Origin of the sequence: Maccoyibacter intestinihominis, from assembly GCF_040096355.1 — a bacterium.
GTDB lineage: Bacteria > Bacillota > Clostridia > Lachnospirales > Lachnospiraceae > Maccoyibacter > Maccoyibacter intestinihominis.
Window position 1 is genome coordinate 105,242 of record NZ_JBBMEX010000002.1, and the last position, 25,010, is coordinate 130,251.

At 41.3% G+C, this 25,010-nt stretch carries 27 protein-coding genes and 1 pseudogene; 26 read left to right on the plus strand and 2 right to left on the minus strand.

Annotated elements, in window-relative coordinates; genetic code table 11:
* The first annotated feature begins 72 nt into the window (after positions 1–72).
* The 22 genes and pseudogenes from WMO43_RS02440 (at position 73) to WMO43_RS02545 (ending at position 17,294) form a co-directional block, all read left to right on the plus strand.
* Entirely contained in the window at positions 73–828 is a 756-nt protein-coding gene (locus tag WMO43_RS02440) for an ORF6C domain-containing protein (RefSeq protein ID WP_353529775.1), read from the plus strand.
* Positions 829–832: 4 nt separating this feature from the next.
* Positions 833–1,558: a phage antirepressor KilAC domain-containing protein gene (locus WMO43_RS02445; protein WP_353529776.1), complete on the plus strand. Its 726-nt coding sequence runs from the start codon at positions 833–835 to the stop codon at positions 1,556–1,558.
* 182 nt (positions 1,559–1,740) lie between these two features.
* The gene (locus WMO43_RS02450) at positions 1,741–2,172 is read left to right on the plus strand and encodes a phage tail assembly chaperone (protein WP_353529778.1); all 432 of its coding nucleotides are present in this window, start codon (positions 1,741–1,743) and stop codon (positions 2,170–2,172) included.
* Positions 2,173–2,370: 198 nt separating this feature from the next.
* Positions 2,371–4,680: a tape measure protein gene (locus WMO43_RS02455; RefSeq protein WP_353529779.1), complete on the plus strand. Its 2,310-nt coding sequence runs from the start codon at positions 2,371–2,373 to the stop codon at positions 4,678–4,680.
* Entirely contained in the window at positions 4,681–5,436 is a 756-nt protein-coding gene (locus WMO43_RS02460) for a LysM peptidoglycan-binding domain-containing protein (protein WP_353529781.1), read from the plus strand.
* Positions 5,437–5,450: 14 nt separating this feature from the next.
* The gene (locus tag WMO43_RS02465) at positions 5,451–6,431 is read left to right on the plus strand and encodes an XkdQ/YqbQ family protein (protein WP_353529782.1); all 981 of its coding nucleotides are present in this window, start codon (positions 5,451–5,453) and stop codon (positions 6,429–6,431) included.
* Complete coding sequence (locus WMO43_RS02470) at positions 6,424–6,771, plus strand: DUF2577 domain-containing protein (RefSeq protein ID WP_353529783.1); 348 nt, start codon at positions 6,424–6,426, stop codon at positions 6,769–6,771. The genes WMO43_RS02465 and WMO43_RS02470 overlap by 8 nt, the downstream gene beginning before the upstream one ends.
* Before the next feature lie 5 nt (positions 6,772–6,776).
* Entirely contained in the window at positions 6,777–7,178 is a 402-nt protein-coding gene (locus WMO43_RS02475) for a DUF2634 domain-containing protein (RefSeq protein WP_353529784.1), read from the plus strand.
* Positions 7,179–8,237: a baseplate J/gp47 family protein gene (locus WMO43_RS02480; protein WP_353529785.1), complete on the plus strand. Its 1,059-nt coding sequence runs from the start codon at positions 7,179–7,181 to the stop codon at positions 8,235–8,237.
* Positions 8,234–8,800, plus strand: coding sequence for a putative phage tail protein (locus WMO43_RS02485; RefSeq protein WP_353529786.1), 567 nt, complete (start codon positions 8,234–8,236; stop codon positions 8,798–8,800). Before WMO43_RS02480 ends, WMO43_RS02485 begins: the two co-directional genes overlap by 4 nt.
* Positions 8,781–9,632: a hypothetical protein gene (locus WMO43_RS02490; RefSeq protein WP_353529787.1), complete on the plus strand. Its 852-nt coding sequence runs from the start codon at positions 8,781–8,783 to the stop codon at positions 9,630–9,632. The genes WMO43_RS02485 and WMO43_RS02490 overlap by 20 nt, the downstream gene beginning before the upstream one ends.
* Before the next feature lie 11 nt (positions 9,633–9,643).
* Complete coding sequence (locus WMO43_RS02495; RefSeq protein WP_353529788.1) at positions 9,644–9,976, plus strand: hypothetical protein; 333 nt, start codon at positions 9,644–9,646, stop codon at positions 9,974–9,976.
* Entirely contained in the window at positions 9,976–10,119 is a 144-nt protein-coding gene (locus tag WMO43_RS02500; protein ID WP_353529789.1) for a hypothetical protein, read from the plus strand. The genes WMO43_RS02495 and WMO43_RS02500 overlap by 1 nt, the downstream gene beginning before the upstream one ends.
* A gap of 67 nt (positions 10,120–10,186) precedes the next feature.
* Positions 10,187–10,585, plus strand: a complete 399-nt coding sequence (locus WMO43_RS02505) for a phage holin family protein (RefSeq protein ID WP_353529791.1) — start codon at positions 10,187–10,189, stop codon at positions 10,583–10,585.
* Positions 10,586–11,269, plus strand: a complete 684-nt coding sequence (locus WMO43_RS02510) for a glycoside hydrolase family protein (protein ID WP_353529794.1) — start codon at positions 10,586–10,588, stop codon at positions 11,267–11,269. It abuts the gene before it with no gap.
* Between the two features lie 145 nt (positions 11,270–11,414).
* A pseudogene (locus WMO43_RS02515) lies at positions 11,415–11,804 on the plus strand (peptidoglycan-binding domain-containing protein); the annotation flags it as partial.
* Positions 11,805–11,924: 120 nt separating this feature from the next.
* Complete coding sequence (truA, locus tag WMO43_RS02520; RefSeq protein WP_353529797.1) at positions 11,925–12,665, plus strand: tRNA pseudouridine(38-40) synthase TruA; 741 nt, start codon at positions 11,925–11,927, stop codon at positions 12,663–12,665.
* The gene (gene recJ / locus WMO43_RS02525) at positions 12,662–14,389 is read left to right on the plus strand and encodes a single-stranded-DNA-specific exonuclease RecJ (RefSeq protein WP_353529799.1); all 1,728 of its coding nucleotides are present in this window, start codon (positions 12,662–12,664) and stop codon (positions 14,387–14,389) included. Before truA ends, recJ begins: the two co-directional genes overlap by 4 nt.
* Positions 14,390–14,512: 123 nt before the next feature.
* The gene (locus WMO43_RS02530; RefSeq protein ID WP_353529801.1) at positions 14,513–15,757 is read left to right on the plus strand and encodes a DUF1002 domain-containing protein; all 1,245 of its coding nucleotides are present in this window, start codon (positions 14,513–14,515) and stop codon (positions 15,755–15,757) included.
* A 177-nt stretch (positions 15,758–15,934) separates the two neighbouring features.
* On the plus strand, positions 15,935–16,081 hold the full coding sequence (locus WMO43_RS02535) for a formyltransferase family protein (RefSeq protein ID WP_353530035.1): 147 nt from the start codon (positions 15,935–15,937) through the stop codon (positions 16,079–16,081).
* Between the two features lie 335 nt (positions 16,082–16,416).
* A complete protein-coding gene (locus WMO43_RS02540) occupies positions 16,417–17,103 on the plus strand; it encodes a phosphatidylglycerol lysyltransferase domain-containing protein (protein ID WP_353529804.1) in 687 nt (228 codons plus the stop codon).
* Positions 17,104–17,111: 8 nt separating this feature from the next.
* Positions 17,112–17,294, plus strand: a complete 183-nt coding sequence (locus WMO43_RS02545; RefSeq protein WP_353529806.1) for a hypothetical protein — start codon at positions 17,112–17,114, stop codon at positions 17,292–17,294.
* Positions 17,295–17,505: 211 nt separating this feature from the next.
* On the opposite strand, the gene WMO43_RS02550 is transcribed toward WMO43_RS02545, so the two are convergent.
* Positions 17,506–18,549, minus strand: coding sequence for a DUF6709 family protein (locus WMO43_RS02550; RefSeq protein WP_434784164.1), 1,044 nt, complete (start codon positions 18,547–18,549; stop codon positions 17,506–17,508).
* Between the two features lie 109 nt (positions 18,550–18,658).
* Between WMO43_RS02550 and WMO43_RS02555 the strand changes: the two genes are divergently transcribed.
* Genes WMO43_RS02555 through WMO43_RS02565 form a run of 3 tightly spaced genes read left to right on the plus strand, consistent with a single transcriptional unit; the run spans position 18,659 to position 22,186 of the window.
* Complete coding sequence (locus WMO43_RS02555; RefSeq protein ID WP_353529809.1) at positions 18,659–19,408, plus strand: class I SAM-dependent DNA methyltransferase; 750 nt, start codon at positions 18,659–18,661, stop codon at positions 19,406–19,408.
* Between the two features lies 1 nt (position 19,409).
* Positions 19,410–20,279, plus strand: coding sequence for an Hsp33 family molecular chaperone HslO (gene hslO / locus WMO43_RS02560; protein WP_353529811.1), 870 nt, complete (start codon positions 19,410–19,412; stop codon positions 20,277–20,279).
* Positions 20,276–22,186 carry an NAD(+) synthase gene (locus WMO43_RS02565; protein WP_353529813.1) on the plus strand — a complete coding sequence of 637 codons (1,911 nt, stop codon included), beginning with the start codon at positions 20,276–20,278 and terminating at the stop codon, positions 22,184–22,186. The genes hslO and WMO43_RS02565 overlap by 4 nt, the downstream gene beginning before the upstream one ends.
* Positions 22,187–22,242: 56 nt before the next feature.
* On the opposite strand, the gene WMO43_RS02570 is transcribed toward WMO43_RS02565, so the two are convergent.
* On the minus strand, positions 22,243–22,899 hold the full coding sequence (locus WMO43_RS02570) for a phosphatase PAP2 family protein (RefSeq protein ID WP_434784165.1): 657 nt from the start codon (positions 22,897–22,899) through the stop codon (positions 22,243–22,245).
* A gap of 255 nt (positions 22,900–23,154) precedes the next feature.
* Between WMO43_RS02570 and WMO43_RS02575 the strand changes: the two genes are divergently transcribed.
* Positions 23,155–24,990: a L,D-transpeptidase family protein gene (locus tag WMO43_RS02575; RefSeq protein ID WP_353529815.1), complete on the plus strand. Its 1,836-nt coding sequence runs from the start codon at positions 23,155–23,157 to the stop codon at positions 24,988–24,990.
* Positions 24,991–25,010 lie beyond the last annotated feature (20 nt).

Genomic DNA, 25,010 nt, shown 5'->3' on the forward strand with positions numbered 1-25,010 from the left:
GAACCTATTAACTATAGGAATTTCCTATATGCATTATAGGGGATTCCACCAGTTTTTGCAAGGAGGAATAAAATGCAAAATTTAACAATGAATGATTTGACAGTAATAGAAAATGAATTAGTACCGGTGTATGAGACAAGCACTGGAGAGAAAGTAGTATATGGGTCAGAACTTTATGAAGTTTTAGGGGTTAAGAGCAATTATCGCGATTGGATTCGTAATCGTTTAAATGATTGTGAAGCAGTAGAGAAAGAAGATTTTGAAGCCGCTAAAATTTTAGCACCTTCCGGTCAGACAAAGAAAGACCACATCATCAAACTCGATACCGCCAAGGAAATGGCAATGCTTGAGCGTAATGAAAAAGGTAAGCAGGTGCGTAGATATTTCATTCAAATTGAGAAGAAATATAAAGAAAACACATTTGAGAATCTTTCACCAGAACTTCGAGCCGTTATTGTAGTGGATCAACGAATTACGAGCGTAGAGAAAAAGGTAGAACATCTTGAGTATGATATTCCGCTATACGGTTCCGAGGCAGATGAATTGTGTAATCATGTAAAACGTAAGGGTGTAGACATGCTTGGTGGAAAAGAAGGAAACGCTTATAAAGATACTAAGATACGTTCTGCAGTGTACACTGATATTTACAATCAGATCAAAAGAGAATTTGGACTTTATGACGACAAGGGTAAATTCAAGTCATACAAGTCATTAAAACGGCGTTATATTTATGAAGCACATGAATTAATAGACGCTTATGAGTTGCCTACATATTTACAGGAAAGAGTAAACGATTGCAATGCACAAATGAATATGGAGGTGGCTTAGAATTATGAATGATTTAGTAAAAGTAAATTTTGATACACAGACAGTATCAGCTAGAGAACTGCATGAGCAGTTACATATTGGAACACGATTTAATGATTGGTTCCCAAGGATGTGTGAATACGGATTTGAAGAGGGAAAAGAGTATTACTCAAAAATGAGTAAAACCACTGAAAGCGGCGGTAGACCGTCAGTTGACTATGATATTTCCGTAGATATGGCAAAACAGATTTGTATGATTCAGAGGACACCAGAGGGTAAGGCGGTGCGCCAGTACCTTATTGACTTAGAAAAAGCATGGAATACACCAGAGCAGGTCATGGCAAGGGCATTAAAAATAGCAAATCAGAGCATTGAAAATCTGAAAACCCAAAATATCGCATTAGTAGCAGACAATGATCGTATGCGTCCAAAAGAGATATTTGCAGATGCCGTAGCTGCCAGTCATACATCCATACTGATCGGAGATTTGGCAAAATTGCTAAAACAGAATGGAGTCGACATTGGGCAAAAGAGGTTATTTGCCTGGATGCGAGAAAATGGATATCTGATCAAACGGCGGGGTTCGGATTGGAATATGCCAACACAACGGAGTATGGAAATGGGATTGTTTGAAGTGAAAGAAAGTACAGTAAATAATCCGGATGGCTCTGTGAGTATCAATAAAACAACCAAAGTGACTGGAAAAGGACAGCAATATTTTATTAACAAGTTTTTAGGGGAGGTAGCATAAATGTATGAGAAGGCAATTATAGATTTATTAGGAAAGATAAAAGACCCAAAGAAGTTAAAGAGGATATATAAATTGGTTTCATATCTGTATAGTGTAGAATAAAGAAATATAATGGTAATTAGAGAGCTTAGCGATAAGCTCTCTTTTTATATACAAAAATCAAAGAAAGAGAGGACAATGATATGTCAAAATTTAGCAGATTCATGAAGGAGAACAAAAAGGAGAAGAAAAACGGATGTTATGCACCAACAGTTTCGCTTACAGATGAAAATGGCAAGCCGTTAGAGTGGGAATTTCGTCACATTACATCAAAGGAAAATGAGAAATTAAGGGACGAATGCATGATCGATGTACAGGTTACAGGAAAGCCAAATGTATATAGACCGAAATTGGATTTAACAAAATATCTTGCAAAGATGATCACGGCATCTACCGTGACACCGGATCTTTACAATGCAGAGCTGCAGGATTCCTACGGTGTACAGACACCGGAAGAGTTAGTATATGCGATGGTAGATGATGCCGGAGAATATCAGGAACTTAGTGCATGGATACAGGAATTTCAGGGATTTACCAAGACGCTTGATGATAAGGTAGATGAAGCAAAAAACTAATTGAGGAGGGGGATGGCGAAGCGAATTACGCGCATTACGCCCTCCTGAAACTCCATATCCTGCCGTCTGTTTTCCTTGCAATGGACGAGCAGGAAAAGGCGTTTGTGATCGCGTCCATAAAAATAAAGATGGAAAAAGATAAAGAGGAAGAAGAAAGAGCCAAACGGGAAGCAAAGAGACGAGGAAGGAGGTAAACGAATGGGTACGATCAGTACGGGAATTGAATTAAATGATAACTTTAGCTCTGTTTTATATAACATCATGGGTTCAGTCAACCTTGCCATTTATCAGATGGAAGAAATGCGGCAGTCTTTGAGTGCTTCGATTGATACTTCGTACATTGAAGGTGCGAGAGAATCAATCGATCGTGCAACCATGTCCTTAAGGGAGATGGAAGAGGCTGCTTCTGTTTCAGTTGCTCCGGCAATGTCATCTATGGATGTATCTGCTGCAAATAGCAATTATGAGCAGCTAAGGCAGAACGTAGAATCTACAGGTCAGCATATTCGTGATAATGCAGAAGAGCAACAGAGATTCAATCAGGCTGTCAATAGTGGTACAACAAGTTCTAATAACTTGTTGAAAGGTCTTATAGGGTTGCATGTTGTACAATCTGTTGTCAATACGGTAACAGGGCAGATTGATGCTGCAATGAAGAGAATGGACACAATGACGAACTTTCAGCGGACGATGACAGCCATTACAGGAAGCTCTGATATGGCAGCTGCTTCATTAAACCAGTTGAAGGACATTACAACAGGAACTGCCTATGGACTGGATGTGGCAGCAATGGCAGTACAGAATTTTACAACCAGAGGAATGGGTATCGGCAATGCCACATCCGAAGTTGGAAAGTGGGCAGATGCAGTAGCATTTTATGGAGATGGAACCAATGAGTCACTGACAACGGTAACGGATGCACTTGGTAAGATGATGACCAAGGGTACGGTAGAGATGGATCAGTTGAATAGAGTGACTGACACAGGAATCGATGCAGTAGGAATATATGCACAGGCCACCGGACGATCTGCCGCCGATGTTCAGAGTGATTTATCAGATGGAATCATATCATCAATGGATTTCATATCAACAGTGTCCACGGCATTTGAAGAAGGAACGAATGGAGTCTTAAATATTTCAGGAGCAGCTAAAGAAGCGGGAGCAACGTGGGCGACCACAATTGCAAATGCCAAGGCGGCAATCACAAGGGGTTGGATATCATTAATAGACAATGCAAATGCAGCCTTGGCGAACGCAGGATTTGGAACGATCCTTGATGGAATCAGGGAATTTGGAGAGACAGCAGAAAGTGTTATGGGTAAAATAGGTGTTGCTGTAGGGATTATGCTTACAATACTATCCCCGGCATTTCAATTCATGCAGGATGCGGCAGGATTTATAGCAGATAATTGGTCAATACTTGAGCCGATAGTCTGGGGACTGATAGCCGCGTTGGTTGTTTATAATGCGACAATGGGGATTGCATGGTTGACTACGTTGCAGAACATTGCGGCAAAGATCGCTCATGCACTTGCCAGTGCTGCCGAAACCGTGGCGATTTTTGCTCTGATAGCAGCACAGGATGGATTGAATGCGGCATTAGCGGCATGTCCTTTGACGTGGATCATCATTTTGATCATAGCTATTATTGCACTGATTTACACTGTTTGCACAGCAATTGCAAAACTGACGGGAGCTGCGAATACAGGATTGGGAATTATAGTAGGAGCACTTTCGGTAGCAGTTGCTGCAATTGGTAATTTATTTGTAGCACTAATTAATATGGTAATTGATATTTTTGTTGTATTGTGGAATTTTATTGCAATATTTGCCAATTTCTTTGGAAATGTTTTTAATGATCCAGTTGCTGCAATTGGAAGGTTATTCTTCGGCTTGGTAAATCATATTCTTGGACTTTTGGAAACACTTGCAAGTGCTATTGATACACTTTTTGGGCAAAATCTTGCGGGTGCAGTTCAAGGCTGGAGAGATAATTTAGGTGATTGGGTTGATAAAACTTATGGTAAAGGTGAAGAAATTATGGCGACAGTAAATGGCAATGAATGGCACGTCGAACGTTTTAAGTATACTAATGCATGGAATTCAGGTGTACAAAAAGGCGATGAATTTGCAGGAAAAATGTCAGATTTCTTGAATGGTTTTGGGAAAATCCCGAAAGAAGAGGAATACACCAAAGGCTATGGAGATGACAGCACGAATAACCTTGGCGATACACTCGATAAGAGTGGAACAGGAAATAAGGTTGCAGACATTGCAAACAGTGCCGGAAACATCGAGAACACTTTAACAGCCACAAGCGAAGATTTGAAATACCTTAGAGATATTGCAGAGAGAGATACGATCAATCGTTTCACAACTGCAGAAATCAGCATTGTCCAGACAAATAACAATAAAATAGCCTCTGACATGGATTTAGACGGTGTTGTAGAAGGTCTGACCAGTGCAGTAGATGAGGCGATCAGTAATGCGACAGAGGGGGTGCATTAAGTGGCATCTAAAAAAAAGCCTAAAAAGATGAGCCGGAAAAAAGAGATGACCATCCCCGGAGCGGGAAAAGGCGGGTATTATGTGTATTTAAACAAATGCCTGCTCCCGGTCACACCGGGTAAAATCGAGATGAAGATCAACAATTCCAACAAGACAATAAAGCTCATCAATGATGGAGAGATTAATATATTAAAGACTCCGGGACTGACAGACATTGATTTTGAATGTGAGATACCGCAGCAACAGTATCCATATGCGGTCTATAAAAATAAGTTTCAGAAAGCATCTTACTTTCTGAATTACTTTGAAAAGCTGAAAAAGAATAAAAAACCATTTCAGTTTATAGTATGCAGAAGATTTCCAAATGGAAAAAAACTCTTCTATACAAATCTGAAAGTATCCTTAGAAGAGTATCGTATCACAGAGGATGCCGGAAATGGATTTGATCTGAAAGTTAAGATCAGTCTGAAACAATGGCGTAATTATGGTACCAAACAGGTAAAACTTAAGATCAAGGTAAACAAGCCACAGCCGGTAGTCAAAGAGGAGCCGATACGCGAGACAGTAAATTCCCCGGAGCCGGTACAAAATCAGACTTATACAGTACAAAAGGGGGATTGCTTATGGAACATTGCTAAGAAGTTTTATAATAATGGTTCGCTATATACAGTCATCTATGAAGCAAATAAGGGTGTGATCGGCGGTAACCCCAATCTGATCTATCCGGGACAGGTGCTTACGATACCGCCGGTATAAGGAGTGAGGAGAGAATGAAAGTAGATTTATTAATAGCTGATGCGACCGGGAAAAAAGCCTATCGTCCGGTTGTGGAAGAAGGGATCACATGGTCTACAGAGCGGAGAGGCACACCGGGAAGGCTGACTTTTAAGATGCTTTGGGATAAAAAACTCAAAGTGTCGGAAGGGTGTGCCGTTTGTCTGAAAGTGGATGGAAAAAAGATTTTTTATGGTTTCATCTTTAAGCAGCAAAGAACAAAGGAACAGCTTATCTCTGTAACGGCATATGATCAGCTTCGTTACTTGAAAAATAAAGATACGAAGGTCTATGAGGGAAAGACAGCCGCACAGCTTGTAAAGGAACTTGCGGATGATTACCGGATGAATACCGGCACACTGGAGAATACGCAATATGTGATAGGTTCCCGTGTGGAAGAAAATACGTCACTGTTTGAGATGATCGAGAATGCATTAGACCTGACACTGACTAATACTGGGCAGATGTTCGTCTTATATGACGATTATGGAAAACTCACACTAAAGAACCTATCATCTATGTATGTCAGAAAGAAGAATAAGTATCTTATGATCGATGATGGTGCAGGGGAAGATTTTGATTATACATCATCTATAGATGACAATACCTATAATCGTGTGAAATTAACATATGATAACGAAGATACCGGGCATCGTGATGTTTATATTGCGCAGCATGGAAAAAATATCAATAAGTGGGGCGTTTTACAGTATTATGAAACGTTACAGAAGGGAGAGAATGGTCAGGCGAAAGCAGATGCATTGCTCTCCCTTTATAATAAAAAGACCCGCAATCTGAAAATCAACAATGTTATTGGTGATAATCGTGTGAGAGCAGGATCTATGCTTGTTGTAAATTTGAATCTTGGGGATATGAAAGTAAAAAATTTCATGTTGGTGGAAAAGTGCCAGCATACCTACAAGAACAATGAGCATTTTATGAATCTGACATTGAGAGGAGGCGAATTCGTTGCCTGATGCAGTAGAGTTTGTAAAGTTAGTAAAAAAGGCTTCCGTAGAAGCAATGGAAGCGGCAAAGCCTGTAAATGTTTATTTTGGAGAGGTGGTTGGGACATCGCCTTTAAGAATTAACGTAGAGCAGAAAATGATATTAGGGGAATCGCAGATTGTGCTTACCCGGAATGTGACGGACTTTAAAACAGCCGTTACGGTTTCATGGAATACAGATGATAATTCAGCAACATTGTCTGGGAGAAAAGAGATCACTGTGCATAATGGCTTGGCAGTCAGTGATAAGGTCCTTCTTATCAGACAGCAGAGTGGTCAGAAGTATTTTGTCATGGACAGGATAGGGTAGAGTGGATGATCCCTTCTGTATCTGGTTTTTTAGACCAGGAATTTGAAGTAGAAGAAGAGCCAAGCAAAAATTACCGGATGGATATTTACGGTGAGACAATCTGTGGGAAAATAGACGGACTGGAAGCGATGAAACAGGTCATTTATAAGATACTGAATACAGAACGCTACCAGCATATTATTTATTCCTGGAATTATGGAGTAGAGTTAGAGGATTTATATGGAGAACCGTCCTCTTATGTATGTCCGGAACTGGAACGCAGAATTACCGAAGCACTTGTACAGGATGACCGGATCAAGAGCGTGGATGAGTTCGCCTTTGAAATTGATGGACACGCTGTTACGGTAAGTTTTACGGTACATACGGTGTTTGGAGATATACAGACAGAGAAGGAGGTGGATGTTTAAATGTATGAGGAAGTCACATATGAAAGCATCTTAGAACGGATGTTAGAGAAAGTTCCGGATAACATGGATAAAAGGGAAGGATCTATTATCTATGATGCTTTAGCTCCGGCAGCAGTGGAGTTGCAGCTCATGTATATAGAGCTGGATGTAATTTTAAAGGAAACCTTCGCGGACACGGCATCCAGAGATTATCTTTTGCGAAGAGCAGAAGAACGTGGAATTACACCAAAAGCAGCCACTAAGGCAATATTAAAGGGGGTATTTACTCCATTGGACATTGAACTTTCTGAAGGAGAACGGTTTAGCTGTGATTCATTGAATTACAGAGTATTAGAGAAAATAAAAGCCGGTGAGTATCAAATGCAGTGTGAAACAGAAGGGGTAAGTGGCAATGGTAACTTTGGTATGCTGATTCCGGTAAATTACATCAACGGACTTAAAACGGCAGAGCTTACAGAGTTGTTGATACCAGGCGAGGATGAAGAAGAGACCGAAAGTATCCGTCAGAGATATTTTCAATCTTTTGATTCACAGGCATTTGGTGGTAACAAAAAGGATTATAAGGATAAGGTCCTTAGTATGGCAGGCATCGGGGCAGTCAAAGTGATTCCTGTGTGGAATGGTGGCGGAACAGTAAAGTTGACGATTCTGGATTCGGCTTACCAGAAAGCCGGCACTGCGCTGCTCACAAAAGTGCAGCAGCAAATTGATCCGGCAGATGGAGATGGAAGTGGGATTGCTCCTATCGGTCATGTGGTTACGGTAGACACACCGGAGGAATTAGAAGTTTCTGTAACTACAAGTATTACATATGATACAGGTTACAGCTTTTCTGCTTTGAGATCACAGATCGAAAATGCCATAAAAGGATATTTAGAAGGTCTTAGAAAGGAATGGCAGGACAAAGATGCCCTGGTTGTACGAATCGCACAGATAGAATCGCGTTTATTGGCGATAGAGGGCATTATTGATGTGACAGATACGAAATTAAATGGTACAGAGGGAAATTTAATAATATCCTCTGAAAAGATACCGGTTTTTGGAGGTGTGAGTGAGTGATACGAGAAGTTGATCTTGTCAGCTATCTGCCGGAGTTTTTGCGTGAGTATATAGAACTGAAAAAGATACTGGATGTTCAACAGCCGGAAGTCCAGTTATTAGAAGATCTCACGGAAAAGCTCAAAGATAATCAGTTTATTCTATTTGCAGATACACAGGGAATAGAAAAATTTGAGCAGATGCTGAAAATACAGGCGTTAGATGATGATACACTTGAAAATCGCAGATTCCGAATTATGTCCAGATGGAATAATAAGATACCATATACGGTACAAATACTCCGAAACAAGTTAGAAACACTTTGTGGAAAAGATGGATATTCATTAAAGGTTATACATGGCGAATATCGCATTATTGTAAGAGTCAATCTGATTAACAAAAAGAATTTTTCTATGGTCAAGGAAATGTTAGAGGAAGTAATACCAGCAAACATGGAGATTGATCTATCACTACTTTATAATCAGCATGAAACTTTGGCAAAGTTCACTCATAAAGAATTAGCGAAATACACACATAGGCAGATCAGAGAGGAGGTTTTGAGCTATGTCAACGAAAACGAGTAATTTTGAATATATCAAACCAGGAGAGGATGAGTTTTATAATATTACAGAATTTAATCAGACACTTGATAAAATAGATGCTGATATGAAAGCTCTAAAAGATACTGAGGTGAATCACACTGATAACGCCACCGTTCATGTTACAGCGGAAGATAAGGAGAGTTGGAATACATCACTTGAAAATAAAACTCTGACATACACGGAAAGCTCAACGATACAGGACTTAAATAGTGGAGAGAAATTGTCGATAGCATTTGGAAAATTAAAGAAAGCTGTTAATGCTGTTAAGAATCACACCGGGACAAAAGCAACAACAAGTGTGCAGGGACATGTCAAGTTAAGTAACTCATCCGCGGTCACGGACAGCACCGGATTGGCACTACCAGTTACCGAGAAAAATGCAAGTATAAGCGGGACGTTAGCCTATATGTTAGCCAATTTTAGCGGGAAATTAAATTTAATATGGTACAACACGGGAAGTAATTTTACGACTGATGATGATGCTACAGCCTTAAACGGATACAGAATCACAGCTCCTGAAGAATACATGATGTTTTTAATTTACTCAACGGCTGGAAACGTCTCTGTTTTGGGAAACTGGGACAACTGTGTTTCATATTTAAACCAATTTTTAAATGTATATAGTGATAACGAATATGCGACCGCAATTGCTTATCGAAAAGTAACTTTAGAAATCGCGCACGTCAGCTCCGGGGGTTATTTTAAAAATATAGTCTTTGATAAAGCCTATTATAAGGGCGTGGCAGCTAACAGTTCGACAAAACCTTATAACGGCAGTTGCATACCGCTTAGGATTTACGGCATTAGAAAATAGGAGGTAAAATCATGGAATTTGTTAAAGCAAACGGTGCAGAGTACGCCTGCGAAGCAGTAGTTACAGGGATTGACAGCATCTCAATGTTAATGAAATGTCAGGCTGTCGCAGACATTGAGACAGCCTTTCGTCAGGTCACAGAGCTTACCGTAGCAGGAGAAGATAAAGAGGTTTACGGTACATACGAGCATCTGTCCTTTGAATCCGCCACCGTCTATGGGGACGGAAGAGTGATGGTTACCATGCACATTAAATCAGAGACGGAACTTCGTTTTGAAAGTCTTGAACAGACACAGGCAGAGCAGGACGAGGTTTTAGCAGAGTTGTTAGGGGGTGAAGTATAATGAGTAACGCAGCTAAAAACATCATGCTCCGTGTCATTCGCCGGAGAATGGCAGAGGGCGAAGAACTTGAGGATATCTTGGACGGTTATCCCAAGCTGACGGATGCAGAGAAAGAAGAATTAAGAGCAGCAATCACAGATTAGAGCCTAAGCGCCTTGTATCAGAAGATACAGGGCGTTTTTGTATAAAAAGAAGAAAGGAAGTGTTAAAATGGCAAAATTATTTAACGGTATCAGCGTATGCGGCGGAGTCTTAGGAGGACTGCTGGCATATTTCCTTGGGGGTTGGGACGTGCTGTTAAAGACCATTGTGTTTTTAGCAGTGGCTGATTATGTAACCGGACTTATTAAAGCGGTTTATTTAAAACAGCTTAGTTCAGAGGTGGGTTACAAAGGACTTTTGAAAAAGATCCTGATGTTTATCATCATTGCGGTAGCATTTGAGATCCAGAAGTTTCTGAACCATGCAGTGGCACTTAGAGAGATCGTGATCACATTCTATGTGTGTAACGAAGCCATCAGCCTGTTAGAGAATGCAGCAGAGTTTATTCCGATTCCGGAAAAGTTGAAAGAGGTATTGATCCAGTTAAGAGATAAGGAGGAACTGTAAATGAAAGTATCAGAAAAAGGATTAGCAATTATCAAAAAGTATGAGGGATGCCGATTAACGGCATATGTTTGCCCGGCAGGAAAATTGACTATCGGTTACGGTCATACAAAGGGAGTTAAAAAAGGTCAGAAAATCACTCAGTCACAGGCTGACGCTTATCTGCGTGAGGATGTGGCAAGTGCCGAGAAAGCGGTTAATGCTATAAAAAAAGGATTTAATCAGAACCAGTTCGATGCTCTGGTGTCCTTTACATATAACTGCGGAGCAGGCAACTTAAAAACACTCTGTAAGGGTAGAAGCGTAGAGCAGATTGGAGATAAAATTGTTCTCTATAATAAAGCAAATGGAAAGAAATTGAACGGACTGGTAAGACGTAGAGAAGAGGAGCAGGGATTATACAAGACTCCATGTGCTACTGTTCAGCCGGTACAGGCAGCAAGAGACAATACAGAGCTTCCGACGATCCGAAGAGGCAGCAAGGGTGAAGCGGTCAGAAAGCTGCAGCAGGCATTGCTTGCCCAGAAATTTAAGTCCTGTGAGATCAACGGTAAGAAAAAATACTTAGCAGCAGACGGAGATTTTGGAGCAATCACCGAGAAAATCTTAAGGAGATGGCAGTCTTATAAAGGATTAAAAGTGGATGGAGTCTGCGGACCGAAAACATGGGCGAGCCTTGGGTATTAGTAAATACGCATGAACTTTTGAAAGCCGGAAGAAATTCCGGCTTTTTTTAATGAATAAACTATGATATGATAAATAACATAGTTGTGAAGCTATAAATAATAAAGATTGATTGAAAATTATTTGTTAGTACCCAAATGATAAAAGGATGACACAGTGGGGGTCAAAGTACCTGGGCGATCAGGGCTACAGTGCCATTGAAATCCTCCGTTACTTTTACGGCAACAGCATGTATATTAATACCGCAGAACAGGTATCAGGTGTACCGGCATCGTGGCCGCGGGTGGATCTGCAGGTTGGTTCCAGAGGCAATAATGTCCGCGTGATACAGGAGCAGTTAAATGCAATTGCAAGAAACTACCCGGCAATTCCGACCGTAACGGTAGATGGTATTTTCGGACCGGCAACAAGGGCGGCAGTACAGAAGTTCCAGTCGGTGTTCAACCTACCGGACAGCGGAGTGGTAGATTATCCGACCTGGTATAAAATTTCGGAAATTTACGTTGCTGTTACGAGAATTGCAGAATTATATCAGTAGGGAAGCAGATTTTTATTTGAAATATAATTGAGATAACAAAATAGCACCAACTGTCAAATGATGGTTGGTGTATTGTTTTTTGTTTCGTAGAAATAACATAATAACCACCATGGAGGAACTATGCCAAACTATAAATTAACCATACAGTACGAAGGGACAAGATATAAAGGCTGGCAGGAGCAGAAACATACAGAAGCGACCATCCAGGGAAAATTGCAGCGTGTCTTAGAGCGTATGACAGAAGAAGAGATAGATTTGCAGGGCTCCGGCAGGACAGATGCCGGAGTGCATGCGAAAGGTCAGATCGCACATTTTCATACAAAGGCAGTGTGGGATGTGGAGCAGATCAAAAAATATATGAACGAATATCTGCCGGAAGATATTGCGATATTACAGGTAGAGCAGGTAGACGGGCGTTTTCATTCCAGATTAAATGCCAAGTCAAAGACCTATGAATACCGCATCTATAAAGGAAGCAAACCGGATGTCTTTGAACGCAGGTATGTCTGGCCAATGGAAGAAAAATTAGACGTGGCGAAAATGCGGGAGGCTGCGGGGCATCTGACCGGGACACATGATTTTATGGCATTTTGCGGAAACCGCAGGATGAAAAAAACAACTGTCCGAACGATTTATCAGATAGAAATCGAAGAGACAGAACATGAGATCCGAATGCGCTTTACGGGAAGCGGATTTTTGCAAAATATGGTCCGTATCCTGACCGGGACTTTAGTAGAAGTCGGACGTGGAGAAAGGACACCGGAGGATATGGAGTGGATTCTTGAGAGCAGAGACCGCCAACAGGCAGGATTTTTAATGCCGGCAAAAGGATTGACATTGATGGAAGTGAAGTACAAATGAGACAAACAGAGAATTGGACGGTGTGGGCCAAAAAAGCCGATTTTCAGGAAATAGGAAAAAAATACGGTATTGATCAGGTGACAGCCCGGATCATGCGTAACCGGGATATCATTACCGATGAGGAGATCAATAGTTATCTGAACGGAACGATGGACATGCTGCCATCGCCCTATTTGTTAAAAGACGTAAAAAAAGCTGCAGGAATTCTTGCAGAAAAGATAAAGTCGGGAAAGAAAATCTGCATTATCGGTGATTACGACATCGACGGAGTGCAGTCCTCTTATATTCTGTGGGAGGGAATTGAGAATTTAGGTGGAAACGTCTATGTTACGATTCCTGACCGTATCAAGGACGGTTACGGGGTTAATGAGCAGTTAGTAGAAGCTGCCATAGAAGAGGGAGCGGACACGATCCTGACCTGTGACAATGGGATTGCAGCGGCAGATGCACTAAAAAGAGCAAAAGAAAACGGACTGACCGTAATCGTAACCGATCACCATGAAATCCCGTTTTGCGAAGAAAACGGTGAACGAAAAGAGATTCTGCCGGATGCAGATGCGATCGTCAATCCAAAACAGAAAGATTGTGCCTATCCGTTCAAAGAAATCTGTGGAGCGGTTGTTGCATGGCATCTGATACGGGTACTTTATGATATGACAGGAAAGGGCATGAAGCAGGCAGATGTTTTTATTGAAAATGCGGCATTTGCAACGATAGGAGATGTCATGGAACTTCAGCACGAGAACCGGATCTTAGTAAAGGAAGGTTTAAAACGGCTGAATCAGACCAAAAGCATTGGCATGCGTTCTTTGATCGCATCCAATAAACTGGATTTAGGAGGAATCAGGGCATACCATATCGGATTTGTACTTGGACCGTGTCTGAATGCGAGCGGCAGACTGGATACGGCAAAAAAAGCATTGCTTTTGTTAAAAACAAAAGATGAAGTTGATGCAGGAAAACTTGCAGAAGAATTAGTAGAACTCAACACGAACAGAAAATCCCTGACGGAAAAAGGAATCGAGGATGCCATGCAGTGCATCGAAACACAGGGACTTTCAGAGGACAGGGTGTTGGTCATCTATCTGCCGGACTGTCACGAGAGTATTGCAGGAATTATTGCAGGACGCATTCGGGAACGCTATCACAGACCGGTTTACGTTCTGACAAATGCAAAAGAGGGAGTCAAAGGCTCCGGGCGTTCCATAGAAGGATATTCCATGTATGAGGAACTCTGTAAATGTCAAGATCTGTTGGACAAGTTTGGCGGCCATCCGATGGCGGCAGGATGCAGTATGCAGCGTAAAAATGTGGATACTTTCCGAAAGAGACTGAATGACTGCTGTACCTTGACCCAAAAAGATTTACAGCCAAAAATACGCATTGATGTGCCGATGACGTTAGAATATCTGTCAGAGGAGCTGATCCATGAATTTGCAGTGTTAGAACCCTTTGGCAAAGGGAACAAAAAGCCGGTATTTGCAGATAAAGAGCTGCGGGTGCGGGATATCAGAATTGTCGGAACGAACCGGAAATTTGTACGGATGAAGCTGGTCGATAAAACGAACCGGAGCTATCAGGCAATCTGTTTTGACGGAGATGCCTATGAGAATCAGAAATATTTAGAAGAACATAAGGAAAATCTTTCTATAGTGTATTATCCGCAGATCAATACATTTTTTGGCGAGGCACAGATAGAAGTTCTGATCACACACTTCCGTTAGAGGGGAGGAATGATAGAAAAATTCTAAAGATTTCCTTAAATTTGTCCGATATTTTTGACTTTATCAAGGTTCTATGTCAGAATAAGTGGAGCAGATTTTACGAAAATGAAATGGAGGAAAAAAATGAAAAAGAATATAAAAAGAGTGATGGGTATTCTTTTAGCAGCAACTATGAGTATATCCCTTGTGATGCCTGCATTTGCATCCCAGACAAGTAATACGGATACAACGACTGAGGTACAGGAACAGAATGAACAGACAGATGCAAATGGAAGTGCGGATACTGCCGATGATGCACAGACAACAGGCGGCAGTTCTGCTCAGGGAACCGATGATTCGGAAAAAAGTGTAGCAGATAGTACGGGAAGTTCTAAGAATTCCGATACTTCAGATGTGAATGCTTCGGATACGGGAAGTTCCGACACAGACACAGATAAAAGGACTTCCGACAATGCAGCACAGGCACCGGTAGAAGGAACCGTGACACAGGATACGGAAACCCAAAAGGAACCGGTAAAAGGTGACGTTCAGACAGAAGTTGCAGACGATAATGTCGTGGTAGGAAAACATGACAAACCATATTTAGCACTTGGTGCAGACTTAACAGCAGAGCAGCAGGCAACCGTTCTTGGTCTGATGGGAATTGATCCGGCAAAACTTTCCGATTATGATGTGGTACAGGTAACCAATGCGATGGAGCATGAGTATTTAGACGCATATCTTCCATCCGGTACGATCGGAAGTCGAGCATTATCCTCCGTATTAATTATGGAAGGAAAAAAAGGAAGCGGAATCCAGATATCCATTAAGAATATTTCCTATTGTACAGTTGGAATGTATAAGAGTGCACTTGCAACAGCAGGACTTGAAGATGCAGAGATCATCGTAGCAGGGCCGTTCCCGATTTCCGGTACGGCAGCATTGATCGGTGCGTTAAAAGCATATTCAGAGATGACCGGAGATGAAGTGAAGGAAGACAGTCTCGATGCAGCAATGAACGAAATTGTTGTAACAGGTCAGTTAGCAGATGCGACCGGCGGAGATAAAGCGAAAGCAGAAGAGTTGATGGCATATCTGAAGCAGGAAGTCGTAAAGAATGATTTAAAAGATGATAAGAGTATCAACGAGGCGATTGAACAGGGATGTAAGGAGTTTGATGTCCAGCTGACGGATGACCAGAAAGCGAAATTATTAGATGTATTAAAGAAGATCAGTGACTTGGATTTAGACTGGAATACATTGAAAAATCAGGCATCGGATCTGTATGACAGATTAGATGAGTTAGGACTGTTGTCTAACAGCGGCATTGGAGCAAAATTAAAGAGTCTGTTCCAGTCCATTATCGATTTCTTTAAGAGCCTGTTTTAAGATGAAATAAAGAAAATAAGAAAAGAGAGAAAAAGACCGTTTTTTGATAATTGTTATCAGAAATGGTCTTTTTTAAAAAACTTAAAATAATAGCGTAAATATGGTAAAATATAGTGTCCTTAGAAAGAGTGACAGTGGAGCAGATGAGAGATTGGGAAGCACAGGAGGCCGGTTGCCATACAAAAAGGAGCAGATTTGGGTGTAACACTGCACAAATTGAGTGAACAATTCGATGCAGGAGATATTTTATTGCAGGAGAAAATAAAAATAGAGCAGGAAGATCATCTCGTTACACTGTTAGAAAAGATAAAAAAGTTTCCGTAAAACTGTTATCTGAATATTTAAGCTCACCGGATGAGATCTGGGATTATGCCAGAGCACAGGGAGAGGGCGAATACTGGGAAGAGCCGGGAGATTTAGAACGTACATTTTCGTTAGAAGATACCGTAGAAAAAATATCGACGACCCTGAGAGCATTTTATGGTTATGGAAGCCTGTGTAATCTCCAAGGACTGCCCGTTGAGATCATCCGAGGAAGCGATGTAAATGATAACAGGGATGTGGATGGAAAGCTTTGTATTCCGGTAAAAGGGAGGTATCTCCTCTGTGAGGAATGGAGAATCCCTTTTAGAAAGATAGAGCTGCGGGATAAAGAGAGAATGGAGGCAATACGAAGAAAATATCAGCCGATGTTGTCCGATTATACATTTTCACTTTTGTATTGCTGGCAGGAAGAATTAAAACTATCACTATACATAGAAGAAGATTTTTTTGTTATCCGGGGCGAAGATTATTACTTTTTCCCGATCGGAGAGCCGAACCGGGTGAAAGAGTTTATAGAAGGAAAGTATGAGTACCAAAAGGCGGATGCAGACAGTGATTATGTACTTTTGAATCAGACAATCTGTGAACTCCAGGGAAGCAGGTTTGCAAAAAGACGGAATGCGATCGCACATTATCGTCATTTGCAGCCGGCACCGGAAGTGGAAATGATCTCAAAAGAAAATGTGGAGCATTTAAAAAGGATCTCTGAGATTTTTTCCGGTGAGGACAGGATTGCGGAGCGAGTTGCGATTGAACATTTTTTTGAATTAGAACTTATGGGAGTCCTTGTCAAACGTGGGGAAGAATATGTCGGATTTTCCCTGTGTTCCAAAAAGGACGAAGGTACGATGCAGGGACATTTTATGAAATGTATCGATAACGAAAGAGGAAGCCGATTTTATGTTATGAAATCCTGCATTGATACGATCGGAGCCCGGTATCGGTATAAAAAGACGGTGCGTATTATTTATGTTATAAAGAACCGCCGGTATTCCAAAAGGAGCATACCACGGCGGCAATAGATAAGAGAATGGCAAGGTTTGAAGAGTGGCTTAGCAATCAGGAATGGAAGCCAAAGGTCATCACATTGTGCCGCTCTGCAATATCGGGATATCTGCCCTCAGACTACAGTCAGTATGTAGAGGAGCAGTTGTTAGAGTGTTTAGAAAGAATATATTCTATAAAAAAAGAAAAAATAGAAAGGAAAAGCTGAGATGATTCAGCAGGAGAAAAAATGGAGATCAATGTAACAAAACAGGCAGAAATACTGCAATAAAGAGAAGATCGATATGATATTGTTCAATGTTGCAAAAAGCGTTATGGAAGTATTTGAAATGACAGGCTTTGCAGATATTCTTACCATAGAGTAGAGAATGTGATAGAAAAATAAAAGATGACTTACAGAACCTAAAAAAGAGGATCGTCTAGATCCTCTTTTTTAACATCTCTAAAAACTTTTCTATCTGTAACGGTGTTCCCTGTTTTTCCTGTACGGCTAAGCGGTTCTCTTCACTGAATCCGACTAAAATATCGTGATTGGCTTCCGCTAAATAGTCCATGATACCGTCAATGTCGGACTTGATATTTTTCGGACAGTGGATATATAAATGCTTGTTTGCCGTAATGTGCAGCGTATAGGAAATGCTGAAATGATACCAGAAAAATTTGTGCAGGGTAGAATGTTTGTAAACCCAGATAATTTCCCGGATCGGTACGATCGCAATTCCGTATTTAGAAGTTTCAATAAAATAATGCTCTGTGATAAACATATCATCCGTGGCAAGCTGTGGCAGTGTAGCAAGCTCTTCTTCTGCTTCGGCAAGAAGCTCCGCAGGTTTGCCAAAACGGGATAACTGCCGTACCGGTGGTGACAATAACGGAAAGCGGTAATAAATAACTAACAGGATCAGACTGATGAATGCATAGAGCATACTTGCAAAGTAGAGAAATAACAGCAGATAACTGCGAAAATTCCTACAGTCCGGTTCATTAATATAATAAGGACTTACCTTAGAAGCAATGCCGGTTTCCGTCCAGTTCAGATCTTTAGAAAGGTTGTCTAATACGTCTTTCGCAGCACGGTCACGTTTGGCAAGTCTGCCCTTGGTGTGTAAGGCAGTAATTTTTGGCAGTCCCTCTTCACTAGTGGAAGGGGAGAGCAGAACGAGGATACATTCATTACCGCGCATGGTATAGTAATAATAGCCGGTCGTAAATCCAAGACTTGTCTGTGTATAGCCGGTAAAGTAAAGATCCGTAAGCTTTGTATCAATATAAGAAACATCCTGTTTGTAAAGTTTCGTTAAGGAATCATTGCTGTCCGCCTTTTCCGGAACTACGATCTCTGAAATCGGTGAAAGGATCCAGAGTGCGAGAAGCAGGATCAGATAAATGATCGGAGAGATCATTTTGGTACGGCATACATCCTTAATGTTTTTTGTAATATAGTGTTCGTAATTTTCCATCATAAATTTTAGTATAAAGGTTGTATTTGAAATAATCAAGGAGAAACGTGCGGATTGTGCGGTTGCTTTTCGTGAAAAAAATTGATACTATAAGAAAAATGGAGGACAGCCTATGAATGCGTACACAACTTTTGCCCAGGTCTATGATCTATTTATGGATAACGTTCCCTATGAGGAATGGAGCAAATATATCATATCGGTTTTAAAAGAATATGGAATCCATTCCGGTGTCATATGTGACCTTGGCTGTGGAACGGGAAAGATGACACGGCTTTTAGCCAAAGCCGGATATGACATGATAGGAGTCGATTTGTCGGAGGACATGCTTGCGATTGCAAGTGGGCAGAATGAAGAGGGAATCCTCTATCTCTGTCAGGATATGTGTGAGCTGGAGTTATACGGAACGGCAAAGGCGATGGTGTCTGTATGTGACAGCATCAACTATCTGTTAGAAGAGGACGAGATCATCTGGACGTTACAGAGCGTGAACCGGTATTTAGAGCCGGGCGGGATTTTTATTTTTGACTTTAATACTGTCTATAAATATGAAACGGTTTTAGGTGATACAACGATCTGTGAAAATCGCGAAGAGGGCAGTTTTATCTGGGAAAACTACTATGACAAAGAGAAGCAGATCAACGAATATGACCTGACACTTTTTATCAGGGAAGAAAAGCAGGAACAGCTTTATCGGAAATTTGAGGAAACCCACTACCAGAGAGGCTATTCGTTAGAACAGATGCAGACATTTGTAGAAGAAGCCGGCATGGAGTTCTTAGCGGCATACGATGCCGAAACGAAACAGGCACCGACGGCAGAGAGTGAAAGAATTTATATCATTGCAGGAGAGAAAGGAAAATAACATGTCAGATTATATTGTAAGAGCAACAGCGGCAAATAACCAAATCCGGGCATTTGCCATTACATCGAAAGACCTTGTAGAAGAGGCAAGAAAAAGGCACAACACCAGTCCGGTTATTACCGCAGGTTTAGGACGATTATTAAGTGGAGCCGCAATGATGGGGGCGATGATGAAAGGCGATGATGACCTTTTAACATTGCAGATTAAATGTGGTGGTCCGGTACAGGGCTTGACCGCAACTGCCGATGCAAAAGGAAACGTCAAAGGCTATGCAGAAGTGTCGGATGTCATGTTACCGCCAAACCCACAGGGAAAATTAGATGTCGGCGGAGCAGTAGGACTTGGAATCTTAAACGTCATCAAAGATATGGGACTTAAAGAGCCATATGCAGGGCAGGTTGCATTGCAGACCGGAGAAATTGCAGAAGATTTAACCTATTATTTTGCAACCTCCGAGCAGATACCTTCTGCGGTCGGGTTAGGAGTGTTAATGAATAAGGATAACACGGTCAGACAGGCAGGAGGTTTTATCATACAGCTTCTGCCGTTTACCGATGAAAAAATCATAGAGCAGCTAGAGAAAAAAATTACGGAAATGAAATCTGTCACCGAGATGTTAGAAGAAGGCATGACACCGGAGATGTTATTAGAAGAAATCCTTGGAGATTTCGGTTTGGAGATTACCGATACACTGCCGGCACAGTTTTCCTGCAACTGTTCTAAAGAGAGAATTACCAAGGCGTTGATTAGTATTGGTAAAAAAGACCTACAGGAAATGATTGATGATGGAGAACCGATTGAGGTCAACTGCCATTTTTGCAATACAAATTATACATTCAGTATTGATGAGTTAAAGGAGATTGCAAAGTGAAAGACGGATATATCAAAGTAGCAGCAGTCACTCCGCAGGTAACCGTTGCAGATGTCAAAGAAAATACAAAGGAAATCTTAAAAGTGATCCGTGAGGCAGCAGTCCAGAAGGCAAAGATCATTGTATTGCCGGAGCTTTGCATTACCGGATACACCTGTCAGGATTTATTTTTGCAGGAAATCCTGCACCGTGAGGCAAAGGATGCACTGATAGAGATCAGTAATCAGACAAAAGGAATTGATGCACTGATTTTTCTGGGAATACCATTGGAGTATCACGGAAAACTCTATAATACAGCCGCTGTATTAAATCAGGGAAAAATCCTTGGCTTTGTGCCAAAGCGTTATATCCCAAACTATAACGAATTTTATGAGGTAAGGCATTTTACAAAAGGCATGGAAGAGCCGGTTTATGTGCGTTTAAATCAGGAAATTACCGTTCCGATGGGAATGAACCTGCTCTTTTGCTGTGAAGAAGTATCGGAGTTAAAAGTAGCAGCAGAAATCTGTGAAGACCTTTGGACCATGCAGCCGCCAAGCATTGCGCATGCACAGGCAGGGGCAGTCTTGATCGCCAATCTGTCAGCGTCCGATGAAGTGACGGGAAAAGAAGCCTATCGCAGGGAATTAGTCAAAGGACAGTCTGCAAGACTGTTGTGCGGCTATATTTATGCAAGTGCCGGAGAGGGAGAGTCTACGCAGGATGTGGTATATTCCGGTCATGATCTGATCGCAGAGAACGGAGTAGTATTAGCGGAATCCGAGCGTTTTACCAAAGGAATCCTTTATTCTGAAATCGATGTGAAAAAACTCATATCGGAACGCAGACGGATGAGTACGTTTGAAACAACCAATGGAAACTATCAGGAAATTTATTTTTCTTTAGAAGAAGAAGAGACAAAATTGACACGTTATATCGATCCGATGCCATTCGTACCGGGAAGTAAGGAAGACCGTGAAAAACGTTGTGAAGAAATCTTACTGATACAGGCGCACGGACTGAAAAAACGTCTGGCGCATACCCATGCAAAGAGTGCAGTCGTCGGAATTTCGGGAGGACTGGATTCTACGCTGGCACTGTTGGTTACAGTAAAAGCCTTTGACCTGTTGGGGATTCCAAGAGAGCAGATCGCAGCAGTCACGATGCCGGGATTTGGAACAACCGACCGGACTTATGACAATGCGGTGCATCTGATCCGGGAATTAGGAGCAGAGTTCATCGAAGTTCCGATTGCCGATGCAGTCCGCCTGCATTTTCGTGATATCGGGCATGAAGAAAATATCCATGATGTGACTTACGAAAATTCCCAGGCAAGGGAGCGTACCCAGATTTTAATGGATATTGCCAATAAAAAAGGAGGTCTGGTGATCGGAACAGGAGATCTGTCAGAACTGGCTCTTGGCTGGGCGACCTACAATGGAGACCATATGAGCATGTATGCGGTCAATGCTTCCGTACCAAAGACACTGGTACGCCATCTGGTACGTTACTATGCCGACACCTGTGGAAGTGACAAACTTGCAGCAGTGCTTTATGACGTGTTAGATACGCCGGTCAGCCCGGAACTTCTGCCACCGGAGGACGGCAAGATTTCACAAAAGACCGAGGATATTGTAGGCCCTTACGAACTGCATGACTTTTTCCTGTATCATATGTTAAGGTCCGGATATTCTCCGGCAAAAATTTACCGGATCGCAAAGATCGCATTTGCAGATGTCTACGATGAGGAGACCATTTTGAAGTGGTTAAAGATATTTACAAGAAGATTTTTTGCCCAGCACTTTAAACGTTCCTGCCTGCCGGACGGACCAAAGGTTGGAACGGTAGCAGTTTCACCGCGCGGGGATCTGCGGATGCCAAGCGATGCTTCCGCACAGCTCTGGTTAGGAGAATTAGAGGAATTATAAAAATAAAAAATAGAAATCGTGCAGCTTTAGCTTCACGGTTTCTATTTTTATCATTCTTAAATATGATGAAACTGTTTCTCGTAGGACTCCTCAGCAGCAGGAGACTTCATATAGATCAGGCAGAAGAAAATGCCTGCCATTGCAAATGCAGTGATCACATCAAAAAAGGAATGTTGTTTTAAGAACATCGTCGATAAAATGATGCTGACACATAACAGTAAGGAGACAAATTTTGTCTTCTTTTTTTCACGGAAACATTCACTCTTTGTCACGGCAATATGTACACCGAGAGAGTTGTAAACATGAATGCTCGGAAACAGGTTCGTCGGTGTGTCGGTAGAATAAAGCCATGCAACTGCCTGCGTAAAAATGTTATCGTGTGCAAAACTTTCCGGTCTGAGTGTGTGTCCGTTTGGATAAATGGTGGAAACAACCAGAAAAATGGTCATTCCGGCAGCTAAAAAGCCGCACAGCCGATAGAAATCATGTTTGTTCTTAAAAAAGAAGTAGGCAACTGCCGCTGCAACATAACCGAACCATAAAAAGTATGGAACGACGAAATATTCAACAAACGGAATGGAATCGTCGATCGCCATATGTATGATATGAAAGTTGTTTGTTACATTTTTTTCTAAATAAGTAAACCATGGGAAATAGATCAGACCATATAAGAATACCCATGCATGACTGTATTTCACTAAAAAGTTCCGGATATATTTCAAGAGTATCACCTCGTGTCTATTTTATTCGTGTCTATTCTATGTTTCTAAAATCTCATTATTACCTGTGGATTATAGCACAGAGAAAATGAAAGGACAATGTGCGAAAATGGATTTTCACAAAAAATTAAGAAATTACAAGTTCTTAAAAAAATGTTACAATTTAACGAAAAAGTTGACATCAAAGGCGAAGATAATATAATACAATATAGGGTAACTGCAAAAGTTAAAGTAAGTGAGGATAAAAAATTGAATTCTGGAAATGAACAAGGAAACAAAAAAATATCAAAAAAAGGAATGATCATTGCAGCTTCCGTAGTGGGAGCACTGGTAGTCATTTATCTTGCGGGAAGCATTTTCTTTCAGTCACACTATCTGCCAAGGACAGTGATCAACGGAATTTCCTGTGCCGGAAAAAATGCGGATGGCGTAAAAGATGCGATCACGTCAGAGGTTAAGAACTATAAGCTGACGATCCGGGAGAGAGGAAAAAAGAGCGAAACAATCAGCGGAAAAGATGTCAATATTTCCGTAGAGTTTGATGATACGCTTCAGAAGATTTTAAAGAAGCAGAACGGGTTTAAGTGGGTAGTTACTTTATTTTCCCCGGAAGTATATGAATCAAAATCCATTGTAAGCTATGATGAGGCTGCCTTAAAGCAGCAGATGAACCAGTTGTCCTGCATGGATAAGGACAAGATGAAGCCGCCGGTAGATGCGACTTTAAAGGAAGATAAAAAAGACGGTTATGTCATCGTAAAAGAAGATTTAGGTACCACCGTAGATGAAGAAGCATTTTGGAAAAAGTTACAGGACTCTGTATTGAATTTACAGTCCGAGCTTTCCATGGATAAAGAAAAATGCTATGTAGATCCAAAGGTAAAAGAAGATTCTAAGACCTTAAAGAAGACATTAGCAAAGATGAAGTCTTTAAAGGATGTCAAGATTACATATACCTTTGGCGATAAGCAGGAAGTATTAGCCGGAACGGAAATCTGTAAATGGATGAAAGTGGAAGAAGGCAAGGCAGTGGTAGACGATGAACAGGCACTTGCTTATGTCAAGAGTCTTGGTTCTAAATATAATACCGTTTATAAACCAAAGACTTTAAAGACTTCCTGGGGCAGCACCGTACAGATATCAAACGGAAGTTATGGCTGGAAGATCAGCAACGATAAAGAATTAGAACAGTTGAAAAAAGATATTGATGCAGGCAAGGATGTAACAAGAGATCCTGTCTATGCGCAGACCGCAAACAGCCATGGCGAAAATGATTATGGTGATACTTATGTTGAGATCAACCTGACAGCACAGCATCTGTATTTTTATAAAAATGGTAATCTTGTAGTAGATTCCGATTTTGTATCAGGAAATATCTCAAAAGGAAACGGCACTCCGGTTGGAGCTTATCCGGTTACCTATACAGAGCGTAATGCAACCTTAAAGGGAGAAAACTATTCTTCTGATGTAAGTTTCTGGATGCCGTATTGCGGCAATGTCGGAATGCATGATGCTTCCTGGAGAAGTACCTTTGGCGGAAACATCTATAAGAGAAACGGTTCTCACGGATGTGTCAACTTACCATATGCAGCAGCAAAGACCATTTTTGAAAATATTGCAGCAGGTTATCCGGTCTTAGTATATGAATTACCTGGAACCGAGAGCCCGAAAGCGATCGCCATGGATCAGGGTGCATCGGTTGTGGATGCGATCAACGGTATCGGAGAGGTATCCTTAGGCAGTGAAGGTGCGATCACCAATGCAAGAAATGCTTATAACGGACTTTCCGAGGAAGCAAAAAGCTATGTAAGTAATTACAGTACCTTAGAGGCAGCAGAAGCAGCTTATGCAGGATTAGTCAGCCAGGAGGCAGAGAATCAGGCAAATAATGAGGCACAGGGACAAGCTAATGGGGTTATCGACCTGATCGGTCAGATCGGTAAGGTAACGACAGGCAGCGGAGATGCGATCAAAAGAGCAAGAGATGCCTATAATGCACTTTCCGACAGAGCGAAAGCCATGGTATCAAACTATGACACATTAACGGCAGCAGAGGAAGAGTTTAAATCTTTGTCTGAATCATAAAAATATATGGAAAATATAAT